Raw genomic sequence first — 12,771 nt, forward strand, 5'->3', positions numbered from 1 at the left:
GATGAGGCGCTCACCTTTATTATCCGGTTTGGTCTACTCCATGATCTTCATGATATTTGGAACGCTCATGATCTCTTTGATCATGCTAGCTACGAATGTGCAGGAAACCTCCTTATTCGGTTATACCATGTCCATTCACGGCGTCTCTATGTTTATCGGGGGCATTGTGTCCGGCAAACGTAGCGGAACAAGAGGCTGGTATCACGGAGGCATGTTAGGCATCTTTTACTGCCTGATTGTGGCTATTGTAGGGTTTCTCGCTTATGACACAGGAATAACGGAACAAACCTTGTATCTGCTCGGATTAACCTTCGGTACCGGAGCGCTGGGCGGAATGCTCGGCGTTAATTTGAAAAAGTAACGGGTAAAGCCACAAAAAGTAAAAATGCGAGTCCCCCTTCTCAGGAGGCTCGCATTTTTCGTGTGCTGCCGCTTACTTCTTATCCTCGCTTGAACTGCTCTGTACCGAATTAATTGCAGAACGTTCGAATGTAAGCTTCGTTACATCATTGACCCGGAGAATCACCGTATCGTCTCCCAGCTCCAGAATGGTGCCGTGAAGTCCGCCGATGGTTACTACCTTATCGCCCTTTTTCAGGTTGCCCAGCATCATATTCCGTGTCTTTTGACGTTTTTGCTGGGGACGAATCAATAAGAAATACAAAACAACAAACATTAACACTAATGGACCGTATGTATACAAATACCCTTGAAGCCCGCCTTGCGCCGCTGTATCAGCCGCTGCTAACAACATACCTTATCCCCCCTTTCCCTATACTATACGTTTAAAATCCTTTTCCGTTTTCACTCATTCCGTATTTTTCGAAAAAATGATCGCGGAAATCTAGCAGCCGATCCTCTCGAATCGCTTGTCTTACTTGACGCATCAATTCCAGCAGAAAATGCAAATTATGGTACGTTGTGAGACGTATACCGAACGTTTCATCCGCCTTGATCAAATGCCGGATATACGCGCGGGAGTAATTCCTGCACGTGTAGCAAGAGCATTCCGGATCGAGCGGACCGAAATCTTCAGCATACTTGGCGTTGCGGACAACTAGCCTTCCCTCGCTGGTCATCGTGGTACCGTTCCTTGCAATACGCGTCGGAAGGACGCAATCAAACATGTCGATACCCCGAATCGATCCCTCGACCAAAGCATCCGGTGACCCCACTCCCATTAGATAACGGGGTTTATTAGCCGGCAGCATAGGCACCGTGTAATCAAGAACTTCATACATCAGATGCTTCGGCTCGCCGACGCTCAATCCACCAATAGCATACCCCGGGAAATCCATGGAAGTCAACTCAGCAGCGCTTTGTTTGCGCAAATCCTCGTACATGCCTCCCTGAACGATTGCGAACAAAGCCTGATCTTGAGGACGGGCATGGGACTTCAAGCAGCGCTCTGCCCAACGGGTCGTACGTTCGAGGGACTGCTTCGCATAGCTGTGCTCTGCCGGATAGGGAGGGCACTCGTCAAAGGCCATCATGATATCGGAACCAAGCGCGTTTTGTATTTCCATCGCTTTTTCCGGCGAGATGAACAGCTTGTCTCCATTCAGGTGGGATCTAAACGCGACCCCCTCTTCAGTAATCTTTCTTATTTCACTTAGACTGAACACTTGGAAACCGCCGCTGTCCGTCAAAATAGGACGGTCCCAATTCATAAACTTATGAAGGCCGCCGGCCTTCTTGACAAGGTCATGTCCCGGACGAAGAAACAAATGGTATGTGTTGCTCAGAATAATCTGGGCATCCATCTGCTTCAATTCTTCAGGGCTCATCGTTTTCACTGTTGCTTGGGTGCCCACCGGCATAAATGTCGGGGTTTCGATTACCCCGTGAGGTGTATGTACCCGGCCTAGCCTGGCGCCGGACTGCTTGCATGTTTTAATATGTTCATACCATACTGCTGCCAATGACATTCACTTCTTTCTTTTCCTGCTGATTAATATATAAACATCGCATCGCCAAAGCTGAAAAAGCGGTATTCCCGTTCGACGGCTTGACGATACGCCTCCATAATCTTTTCCCGGTCCGCCAGAGCACTGATCAGCATGAGCAGTGTCGATTTGGGCAAGTGAAAATTCGTCAATAGAGCGTCTACGATCTGGAATTCAAACCCCGGATAGATGAAAATGTCAGTCCATCCGCTGCAGGCTTGAAGTCTGCCGGGTTCACTGCTCACCCTCGAAGCCGTCTCCAGTGTTCTTGCCGAGGTCGTACCAACCGCAATGACTCGCTTACCGGATGCTTTGGCCTCATTGATCATTGCCGCCGCTTCCGGGCTGACCTCGTAATACTCCTCATGCATCCGATGTGACTCTACATCGTCAACAGACACCGGCCGAAAGGTACCGAGTCCAACATGAAGCGTAATATACGCTAATTGTACTCCTTTTTGTTCCAGCCTATTCAGATACTCCTTCGTGAAATGAAGCCCTGCCGTCGGGGCGGCTGCGCTGCCTTCATGCTTTGCGTAGACGGTCTGGTAACGCTCCCTCTCAGGAAGCTGCTCCTTTATGTAAGGAGGAAGCGGCATCTGTCCCAACCGATCCAGCAATTCCGGGAAAATTCCCTTATAAGCAAAGCGAAGCACACGTCCGCCCATCTCGCTCTCCAATTCGATCGTAGCCGTTAGAAGAGCAGACCTGCTCCCTTCCTCCGATGTCTCGGACTCGTCCTCTCCGAAGAGAATGACGGCCCCCTTCTTCAACCGTTTGCCGGGCTTGACCAGCGCTTCCCAACGGTCATTCTCCAGCTGCTTCAATAGCAGAACTTCCGCCTTCGCTCCGGTATCCGCCTTGACACCAAAAAGCCGGGCTGGTATAACCCGCGTATCATTCAACACGAGAACATCCCCGGCTTCCACATAGTCGATTAATGCTTCAAATGTTTGGTGCTGGATTGCTCCGGTTGCTTTGTTCAATGTCAATAATCTGGACGAGGTCCGGTCCTTTAATGGAGTTTGCGCAATTAGCGACTCCGGTAATTCATAATCAAACTCTTCTACCTGCATAGTTCGTCATTCCTTGGTTATCGAGACTCCTACATAGTAGGTCTGCAATATTTTTTTATAATCATAGCCTAATTCGGCGAAGCCTCTCGCGCCCCATTGGGACATTCCCAGTCCGTGACCGTACCCTGTCCCTCTAAAAATATACTGGTTTTTTTTGTCAACAAGCTTCGCCTTGTTGTCTCCATTCAATATAAACAGCTGGGAGGCTGAAGCCGCTTGAGGCTCCGACCCGCCCGCCGCGACATAGACTGCCGGAGAGGCTGCGGATTGGCTGCGAACCGTATTGTCGGCTCCCAATATAGTATACCTTCCTGTTTCTTCAATATCAAACCGGGTGCTTGGCAACCCGTTGAACAAGGTGCGCAGCGCATCCGGGTTGGCAGGCTTCATAACCTGGCCATTGGCTTTCATTTCTGTAACCCTGCCCGATTGTCCCCTTTGGGATATTTCGAGCTTATCCAATGCGCCGGCAATAGGCTGGCTGAGTACGGTGTTCACTTTGTCCTTCAGCTTGTCGGCGTCGAAGGGGCCGCGTATCCAGGAAAATGCATTGGATTCGATCGCTTGGTCGAATACAATGAATCGGTCCCCGATATCCACTTTAAAGGTGGCCGGATTGGAAGCATTGTCCACGTACGGAGCGGGCCTTACACTAACCCCCGTTCCTGTGGAAACGTAATACGGGAGACCTGCAGCGTTCTTCTCCCCTGTATCGCGGGCATAGGAGGAGTGGATGTAGCCCGTTTGCCCGTTCGGAAGCACGATGCGGTACCAGGGAGCTTTTCCTTTCTCCGCACCTTCGTCCGGACTCGGAACGCTCTGCAAATAAGCGACCTTATTCCCCCATACTTCAGTTGATTCTGCAGTCATTCCGCCTGCATTCGAGTAAAACAAGGGTGAAATCAAACCGTTCTTGTCCTTTAATACCTCGCCTTGCGTGGCTTGAACTGCGGTCAATGCGGCAGGGAATTCCGCCCCCGCTCCATGATAGGCCTGATCCACGGTAGAATCGGATACATCAGCAATCTGGTACTTTACTCCCTGCTTCAGCACATACGTACGCGCCGCTACCGCTTGAGCCTTCAATGCCTCAACGGGCCAGTCTTTATTGAGCTCCGAGCTGATGACGGAAGCCAGGTACTGGTCCATTGGAAGTTCATTGATGACTGCCAGCTTGGAGTTGAATCGGGAGATCTCGAGGCTCCCTTTATAAGAGCGTTCAAAGCGTTCCCGTACCGATACTGTATCCGACAGTTGGGGAGTGACCAGAAGCTTCGAGGAGGAATTCCCCTCCGTTCCGCCTCCCAGCATGAAGTAAGGAACAGCAGCCAGCGTTTCCGATTCCATATCAATCTGTGAACGTTTCATTATGTAAGCCGCCGCAGAATCGACGGGCTGTAACACGAGACCCGGTATTGCGGCATTGATGTTTTGCTTGGCGGTACTCAGCTCAGCGGAAGTCGTTGCTGCGGAGACGAATACGGCATAGGCGGGAGCTCCGGCCGCCGTGTTCAGGTAGGCTACGGCAGCGTCAAAACCGGCGGCACCGATGACCGCTGCCTGTGCAGCCGCCTCCGCCTCGGTGGCGTAGCTGCCGGCGTTCCAGTGCAACGGACCGGTAACGCTTGGCGTGTATCCCTTGATGAAGCCGCTGATGCCGGATAGGCCCGAGGCTTTCGTTAATGCAGCTTGAGCGGCATCACGGGAAGCATATGGCCCGAGCTCGATCTGATAGGATGCCGCTCCTGGTTTGTTGCCCGTTACAAGCACGGCATCCTGTTTGGCTGCGGCCAATTTATCCATGATCGTCTTGGCTTGGGCTTTGTCGGCGCCTTCCCATAGTAAGGCGTGATATCCATCCAAGGCTACCCCTGCCGTAGTTTTATCTACAACAGTGAATGCCGGCTTGGAGCCGTCAGCACCTCGCAACGCAACATCCATCCCTTTGGCAGACGATAGAGTTACGTAAGGTGTATTCACAGAATATTTCCCGGTATCGATAAATAAGGCGACCCGCACCATATCCGTCTTAGCCGAATCCGCGTAGACTTTAGGCGCAAAGCCGTTAATTCCATGGAACGCACTGAATCCTGCGGCAGCAATGCACATGCTTATATAGAGCTTTCCAATCGAACCAAGTGAAGGCTTAAGCTTCCTCAATTTCAGCGTTCCCCTCTCTGACGATGATGAGTGCACTCTTCTCCTGCACCTGTAATATTGCTAGCGGTTGTCCGGCATAGGCAGCCCCAAATGGCTGTAGGCCAAATGAGTAGCCATCCGTCCGCGGGGCGTCCGCTGCAAAAATCCGATTTGCAGCAAATACGGCTCATATACATCTTCTATCGTTTGGCTTTCTTCTCCGATCGTAGCGGCAATGGTATCCAGCCCGACAGGGCCGCCCTGGAAGGTGAGTATAATCGCCCGCAGCATCTTATGATCGATCTCGTCCAGCCCCAAATGATCGATTTGAATCCCAAGCAGCGCTCTCTGCGCAATATCCAGCGTAATGATGCCGTCGCCCTTCACTTGGGCATAATCGCGTACCCGTTTTAACAGCCGATTGGCGATACGCGGCGTTCCGCGGGATCGTTTCCCGATCTCCTCCGAAGCCTCTCCGACAATTTGCACCTGCAAAATGTCAGCCGTGCGGCTGACAATGTACGCAAGCTCCTCAACGGTGTAGTACTCCAGCCGGCTGACCACCCCGAACCTGTCGCGGAGAGGAGCGGATAACAGCCCGACACGGGTGGTTGCCCCCACCAGTGTAAAGGCTGGCAAATCAAGTCTGACCGAACGCGCACTCGGCCCCTTGCCGATAATAATGTCGAGCGCAAAATCCTCCATTGCAGGATACAGCACTTCTTCAACCGTACGATGAAGGCGGTGAATTTCGTCGATAAACAAGACGTCGCCTTCCTGCAAATTGGTCAAAATGGCTGCCAGATCGCCGGGACGCTCAATCGCAGGTCCGGAGGTGGTACGCACGTTCACTCCCAGCTCATTTGCGATAATGTTGGATAAAGTGGTCTTCCCGAGGCCGGGAGGGCCGTATAAAAGGACGTGATCCAGCGCTTCCTTCCGCATCTTGGCTGCCTCTATATAAATCTTCAAATTTTCCTTCGCTTGAGCTTGTCCGATATACTCGGCCAAATATCTCGGACGCAGGCTTAATTCCATCCCCTGATCTTCCATCATCAGGTTGGCAGAAATGATCCTGTCTTCCATGGTTGTGGTCCTCCTTAGAGTATCGCGATAGCGAAACTGACTTCGTAAGCATTCGCTTAAAGTTTCGCGTTAGCGAAACTGGCTTCGTAAGCATCCGCTTAAAGTTTCGCGTTAGCGAAACTGGCTTCGTAAGCATCCGCTTTGAGTTTCGCGGTCATTTGAAGCTGAAACGAATGCTCCTCACGCTGCAGCTTATCTCGTCGCTTGCTGGTACAAGGCTTGCAGAGCAAGCTTCATTAACGCATCTACCGTCTCGCCGCCCTGCAGCTTCGGTTTAATCGCTTGACCGGCCCGGTCTGCTTCCGCCTCCGTATACCCGAGAGCAAGCAGAGCCGCCTTGGCCTCGCTCCAGGCTGTGCCGCCTTGCGGTGCATCCGATACTTCTGCTCCGCCTGCATATACGAGCGAGTTCCCGATCGATTGCATCCCGCCGAGCTTGTCCTTCAAATCCAGTATCATTCGCTGCGCCGTCTTCCGGCCGATCCCCGGCAGCTTCGTCAGGAAGCTGATATTCTCCTGCTGAATAGCTGCCGCAATCACTTCCGGTCGTCCCCCTGCAAGGACGCCGATCGCAACCTTTGGCCCAATCCCGTTCACATCCAGCAGCGTGCGGAACAAGGCCTGCTCTTCCCGGCTTGTAAAGCCGAACAACAGATGAGCATCTTCACGCACATGATAGTGAATGTACATCGTGATTTCCTCGCTATTGCTCAGCTGTACCGAGAAAGGATTGGCGCAAAAAACACGATAGCCTACACCGCGTACATCCAGGACGACATATTCAGTTTCTCTATGTACAACGTTACCTCTTAAGTAATCGATCATCTTTTGTTTACCTCGTTTATTTTTTGATGGAGTGTCGAGGAATGGGCATGGCAAATCGCCACTGCCAAAGCATCAGCGACATCGTCCGGCTTTGGAACGGCGGACAAATTCAAGAACATGCGAACCATTTCCTGCACCTGCTTTTTCTCTGCCTTCCCATAACCTACGACCGCCTGCTTCACTTGCAACGGCGTGTATTCTCCTATAGGAATTCCTTGCTGCACCGCCGCCAGCATCATGACCCCTCTTGCCTGGCCAACCGTGAACGCCGTAGTCACATTCCGGTTAAAAAACAGCTTCTCGATCGCCACCGCATCCGGCTTATATTTGTCTATCAGCTGCACCGTTGCGTCATAGACCATTTTCAATCTCAATGCCCCATCCGTATGGGCTTCCGTCTGAATACATCCGTATTGAACCGGCACCAGCCGGGACCCTTGCTTATCAATAAACCCGAAGCCTACAATCGCAATCCCCGGATCAATCCCCATAATGCGCAAAATCCAGCACTCTCCCATCCTACAAAACCGAACATATGTGTTCACATGCCATTATAGCAGATATTACCGCGCATGAACACGCCCTAAAGGACACAAATTCCCCCTGCAAAGCCATCCACGGCTGCAGTGTCTTCATTAACAACCCGCGCCCTGACGTTAATTCAATTGCCTTGGCGGGAAGCCCGGGAATCTATAAGCTCCACAATAAAAAAGAAAGACGACTCGTCGTTCTTCCAACGAAATCGTCTCTCTTTTGTTTTTTCGTTCAGTGCAGCGCTTTGGCCTGGTCCTCCACTGCAAAATCGGCAAAGGTCGATAGCACGCTGTTATACTCATCCAAATTGCTTACCGGAATTCCGCGGTAGAGCTGCTTCACTGTCTCTCTCGGCAAGCTGCTTTCCAAGAATTCAATGTTTAGCTGGAAAAAGGTTCTAAGCACCTGGTTGCTTTCGGGCACACCCTCGAATAAGGAAAGATTTCCCTTACTATCGAGACCGAAGTAGGCATTGGACTTGCATTGCGGTGACAAATCATCGATTTGCTCGGTAAAATAAACATCCCCGCCCTCTCCTATCGATACGGTTAGCGTAGGGTGCTCTTTATGATACTGTAATATTTGCGCAGATGTCATTCTTCCCAGCATTTGGACTTCTTCACCGCAGACATACAGCTTCCTGGCATAAGCTCCACGCTGCCCCTCGATTTGCTTCACCATAGCCTGCACTTCATCCTCCCTTTGCAGTGTTGGACGGATTTGTGTTCCGAACACCGGCTGATCCCCTGGAGACCATTCCAGCTTATCGGTGCCTGTGCCGCCTTTTAGCATAATAAAAGCAAGTGAGGACATGCCGGCTACGAATACAATGGCCGCCAAAGTGAGCCAGCGCCGTTTCCAACGAAGCTTTTTCTTAATTCTGTTCAGCAAGCTTAGAAGAATCATCCGAATCCCCTTCTAACATAAAGTATGTTTTACCATTTTTCCCAGTGTTCGAGGGGATTATACGGAGCCTTTCCGGAAGATGAAAACACAAAAAAACCGGAGGCATTCGCTCCCGGCTGTACTTATTCCATGCAATTAAACGTTAATCCATGGACTTTTATTGGATTTGGAAGAGCTTGCGCGTCTTCTGCGCGGGGTCTGGGAAATACGGCTTATCACAGCCTGATTGCTGCGTTTTTTCTTGTTTGTGCTTTTAGGTTCGGACTTTTGATTATTTCTGGAAACCGTGGCGGCTTCCTCCTCTGCCGCTTGCACCGGCTGCTCCCTGCCTATCGACGTGTCATCGCACCCGCAGTCATCATAACCGCCGCCGTAAGAGGATATCGAAGGCATTGGATACCCGTACATGGGAAATGCAGGCCCTGTAAAAGCTCCGGCCGTCTGCGGAAAAAAACCTCCTTGATAGTAAGGAGCTTCGCTTTCAGGGCTGACGGAGGTCGGATAGGCCATACCCGGAAACGGAGCATTCGGATAAGAAGGCATCTCCGGCTGGAACATGTATGGACTTTCCATTGGCGAAACATTAGGGAACGGTTTACCTTTCTCGTAAGCCGGAGAGACCTGTTCGCCTCCGCAACCGCAGCCGCCGCCGGCTTGCGGGATAAATCCGTACATTTCCGGCATCGGTGCCGCAAAAGGCTGATATGGCATTTGCTCGGCCCCAGGCATTTGCTGCATAGGCGGATACGGCTGCTCCTGCTGCGGCCACATCATGGGCATTTCCTGCTGAGGCCAGTAATTCGGACTCATCTGCCCATAGCTCATAGCTTCGGTTGCAGGAACCTGGAATTGTTCAAACAAGTTGGACGAAGGCTGGTGGAACGGCGCATTCGGCGTTGCTTCCGCACCCATCACATTGGCATTATCGGAAAAAGGAGATATGGCGCTGTTTACTCCAGGCTGCTCATAAGATGGCATTACCGAGGGATAGGGCTGCGGCGCGTTCGGCATGAAGGAAGGAGCGGGTTGTGTAGCACTCGGCATTATCGGCATTTCTGGAATATAAGGCTGTTGGTTCACACTAGGCTGAATGGCGCTGGGCGATACAGGCATTTCCGGAAAAAAGGGCTGCTGATTCACATTAGGTTGAACCGCGCTAGGCGATACTTGCATTTCCGGGAAAAAGGGCTGTTGATTCACGTTGGGCTGAATCTCGCTAGGCGATACCTGCATTTCCGGGAAAAATGGCTGTTGATTCACGTTGGGCTGAATCTCGCTGGGCGATACCTGCATTTCCGGAAAATAGGGCTGTTGATTCACATTGGGCTGAACTGCGCTAGGCGATACTTGCATTTCCGGAACAAAGGGCTGCTGATTCACATTGGGCTGAACCGCACTCGGCGATACCTGCATTTCCGGAATAAAGGGCTGCTGGTTCACATTAGGCATGACCGCTTCCGGAGAGATCTGCTCGTTCACATTAGGCGCCATCGGCATGATGGGCATGATGGGCATGATAGGCATAATCGGCATTTCTACATTAGGCTTCGGCGCTTCAATATGTTCAGGCGGTTTTGGAGCAGGAGCCGTCTGTATTGGCGATACCGGAGTTGGTGCAGGCTGAATAGGAGCTGTGTTTTTCTTGTGATGATGGTGCGGGTAATGGTGGTCTCCCTGCTGATGCTTTGCTTTAGGAATATTTACGATGTCTCCGGTCATTAGCACATTCGGATTTTTCAATTGCGGATTGGCCTCAATTAGCTGGTTCAGCGGGATGTTCCAAGCCTTGGATAGCTTCCACAGCGTATCCCCTTGAACTACCGTATGCTTGTAGAGATAATCGTCCGCTGGTTCTACGGGCGTCGGGCCGTTCGGAATTTTGACTTTCATTCCGACATCAATAACGTTGGGATCCGTGATCTGCGGGTTCATCTCAATTAACTTATCCAAATCAACATGATACTTTTGAGCGATGAGGTAGAGCGATTCGCCTTTCTTGACCATATGGATTTTCACTGCATAAACCTCCTTAACATTTTCTTTGAGAAACTTCCCATGTAGCGGCGTTCCATGTACTGTCGGAGGGGTCCGTTTCTCGCTTTCGCATAGCACGTTAACTGCCTTAGATGCTTCAAGCCGCCTTCACAAGGGGTAAAAGCCTAAACATTACGCGTGCCAAAACAAAATGACAATACAGTTTATGCAGGTTGGTAGGCATTTGACCATGAACCTTGGAAAAAAATCCATATATCACTATTTACAAACAAAAAAAGCGGGGAAATGCCTATCGTTCCATGGGATGGTAACGACGGTTTTCCCTGCTCATTGTATGATGAAGCTTTGCTGGTTATTCATTGCCGTGGCATTTCGTTTCGGATCATCCTATTCCGAATGTACCGGCTGATACGTATAGGTCGGATAGCATCCGAGAACCCGTACCTGACAGCCGATAGCCTCAATTTCTTGAAGGGCCGCCGGCAGCAGAACGGAATCCATGGAAGCTTCGATATCAATATAGAAATAATAAGTGCCGAGCTTCTTCTTCGTCGGTCTCGATTCGATCTTCGATAAGTTGATGCGGCGCCACGCAAAGGCAGACAGCAGCTGATGCAGCCCTCCCGGATAATCGTCCGGAAGCGTTACGGTAATAGTCGTCTTCGTCATCGCAACCGATTGTTCCGGAAGACTTACAGGCTCTGGCCCTACGAGCACAAACCGGGTAAAGTTGTTCTGATGGTCTTGAACCCCCTGCGCCCATGTATGTAATCCGTACAGGGAGCCTGCACCGGATGGAGCCAGTGCGGCCACCTCGCGATGTCCAAGCTCCTTGACAAGCCTTGCCGCCTCTCCGTTGCTCCCCACCTGCTCCAGCTCCACGTGGGGCAGATAGGTTTTCAGAAATTGCCGGCATTGCGATAAAGTCACCCCATGGGAGACCACTTTTTTAATAACGGAGCAGCGGTCCGCAAGTGAATCTCCCAAGGCTTCGTTGCACAACAGATTAATCGAGATCGGGTACACGTACTCCGCTTGGATGGGCAGATCCACTTCATGGACAAGCCAATCCAAATGAAGGCTGACCGAGCCTTCGAACGTATTTTCAATAGGAATGACGCTGTAATCGGTTTGCCCGTTAACGGTCGATCTGAACACATCGTCGATCAGCTTGCAGTTCACATAATGAAAAGCATTCGTCCCCAAATAATGATGAGCCGATTCTTCGGTGAATGTACCGGGACCCAGGAGCGCTATACGCTTCATAGACGGACATCTCCTTTGATGTTTTCGAATAATGTACACTGTTCATCAAAGTGTGTCAACAATTGAACTCCGTGGCGGTCCGGCTTCAGCCACATTAGCGTTGCCTCAATCTGTTCTTCCTTCAACGTTCCGAGCAGGAATTGCTCCAGCTCCTCCTTGCGGGAGCTGTTCCGGTCCACTAGCGCGAGCATGGTAGGCCCCGCTCCGCTCAATGCTACGCCGAGGGCGCCGTGGTCCGTCGCCTCGGCCAAAATCTTGGCCAGCCCCGGCACCAGGGCGGCCCGGTAAGGCTGATGCAGCGCATCCTTCATGGCGCGCGCAATCATATCCAGCCGCCCGGTGCAGAAGGCGGCTACAAGCACGGACGAATGCCCGACGTTGAACACGGCATTCGCCAAGCTCTGCTCGCGCGGCAGCACATGCCGCGCCTTCTCCGTCGACAGCTGGAAGTGCGGGATCGCCACCAGCACTTCCAGCCGGTCGTCGGGCTCGATGCGGATATGCTCCGCACGCTCGCCGTCCCAGAAGGCGACGACGAGTCCGCCGAAGAGCGCCGCCCCTACGTTATCGGGGTGGTGCTCCAGCTCCGTCGCCATCTGAAAGAGCGTATCGTCGCTGAGCGGGCTGCCGATGAGCGCATTGGCGGCTGCCAGGCCGCCTACGATCGCAGATGCGCTGCTGCCTAACCCTCTTGTCAGCGGAATATCGCTGTACATAGAGATTTCAAGCTCAGGATGCTTCACTCCCGCTTTGTCGAACACCATTTGAGCCACTTCATATATCAGATTGGACTTACCGGTTGGAATGCCGCTCATCTGATCTCCGATCAAATGTATTTTCGTTTCCTCCGCAATGCCCATTTCTATCCATGCATAGAGATCCAGCGCCATGCCCAGCGTATCGAAGCCGGGTCCCAGGTTGGCTGTGCTCGCCGGCACCTTGACGCGTACTTTTGTATGACTTGTGTCCATGAAATCGGTCCCTTACCCTTCGAACTT

The 12,771-nt window shown here is 51.7% G+C and carries 12 protein-coding genes; 1 reads left to right on the forward strand and 11 read right to left on the reverse strand.

Going from position 1 to position 12,771, the window contains the following annotated elements; translation table 11 throughout:
• Position 1 precedes the first annotated feature (1 nt).
• The gene (locus tag GGC63_RS14015; protein WP_192702845.1) at positions 2–361 is read left to right on the forward strand and encodes a TIGR04086 family membrane protein; all 360 of its coding nucleotides are present in this window, start codon (positions 2–4) and stop codon (positions 359–361) included.
• Between the two features lie 72 nt (positions 362–433).
• On the opposite strand, the gene yajC is transcribed toward GGC63_RS14015, so the two are convergent.
• The 11 genes from yajC to thrB form a co-directional block, all read right to left on the reverse strand.
• The gene (yajC, locus tag GGC63_RS14020) at positions 434–754 is read right to left on the reverse strand and encodes a preprotein translocase subunit YajC (RefSeq protein ID WP_079910055.1); all 321 of its coding nucleotides are present in this window, start codon (positions 752–754) and stop codon (positions 434–436) included.
• A gap of 31 nt (positions 755–785) precedes the next feature.
• Positions 786–1,922 carry a tRNA guanosine(34) transglycosylase Tgt gene (tgt, locus tag GGC63_RS14025; protein WP_412973864.1) on the reverse strand — a complete coding sequence of 379 codons (1,137 nt, stop codon included), beginning with the start codon at positions 1,920–1,922 and terminating at the stop codon, positions 786–788.
• A gap of 29 nt (positions 1,923–1,951) precedes the next feature.
• The gene (gene queA, locus GGC63_RS14030) at positions 1,952–3,022 is read right to left on the reverse strand and encodes a tRNA preQ1(34) S-adenosylmethionine ribosyltransferase-isomerase QueA (protein WP_192702847.1); all 1,071 of its coding nucleotides are present in this window, start codon (positions 3,020–3,022) and stop codon (positions 1,952–1,954) included.
• 6 nt (positions 3,023–3,028) lie between these two features.
• Positions 3,029–5,182: a SpoIID/LytB domain-containing protein gene (locus tag GGC63_RS14035; protein ID WP_225948184.1), complete on the reverse strand. Its 2,154-nt coding sequence runs from the start codon at positions 5,180–5,182 to the stop codon at positions 3,029–3,031.
• Between the two features lie 60 nt (positions 5,183–5,242).
• On the reverse strand, positions 5,243–6,247 hold the full coding sequence (ruvB, locus tag GGC63_RS14040; protein WP_079910052.1) for a Holliday junction branch migration DNA helicase RuvB: 1,005 nt from the start codon (positions 6,245–6,247) through the stop codon (positions 5,243–5,245).
• Between the two features lie 192 nt (positions 6,248–6,439).
• Positions 6,440–7,072 carry a Holliday junction branch migration protein RuvA gene (gene ruvA / locus GGC63_RS14045; protein WP_079910051.1) on the reverse strand — a complete coding sequence of 211 codons (633 nt, stop codon included), beginning with the start codon at positions 7,070–7,072 and terminating at the stop codon, positions 6,440–6,442.
• Positions 7,069–7,572: a crossover junction endodeoxyribonuclease RuvC gene (gene ruvC / locus GGC63_RS14050; RefSeq protein ID WP_079910050.1), complete on the reverse strand. Its 504-nt coding sequence runs from the start codon at positions 7,570–7,572 to the stop codon at positions 7,069–7,071. Before ruvC ends, ruvA begins: the two co-directional genes overlap by 4 nt.
• 265 nt (positions 7,573–7,837) lie before the next feature.
• Positions 7,838–8,512, reverse strand: a complete 675-nt coding sequence (locus GGC63_RS14055; protein ID WP_079910049.1) for a BofC C-terminal domain-containing protein — start codon at positions 8,510–8,512, stop codon at positions 7,838–7,840.
• 135 nt (positions 8,513–8,647) lie between these two features.
• Positions 8,648–10,528: a LysM peptidoglycan-binding domain-containing protein gene (locus GGC63_RS14060; RefSeq protein WP_192702848.1), complete on the reverse strand. Its 1,881-nt coding sequence runs from the start codon at positions 10,526–10,528 to the stop codon at positions 8,648–8,650.
• 366 nt (positions 10,529–10,894) lie between these two features.
• Complete coding sequence (gene pheA / locus GGC63_RS14065; RefSeq protein WP_192702849.1) at positions 10,895–11,773, reverse strand: prephenate dehydratase; 879 nt, start codon at positions 11,771–11,773, stop codon at positions 10,895–10,897.
• Entirely contained in the window at positions 11,770–12,744 is a 975-nt protein-coding gene (gene thrB / locus GGC63_RS14070; RefSeq protein ID WP_192702850.1) for a homoserine kinase, read from the reverse strand. The genes pheA and thrB overlap by 4 nt, the downstream gene beginning before the upstream one ends.
• Between the last annotated feature and the right edge of the window lie 27 nt (positions 12,745–12,771).

The sequence above is a fragment of the Paenibacillus sp. OAS669 genome, from assembly GCF_014873645.1.
GTDB classification, from domain to species: domain Bacteria; phylum Bacillota; class Bacilli; order Paenibacillales; family NBRC-103111; genus Paenibacillus_S; species Paenibacillus_S vulneris.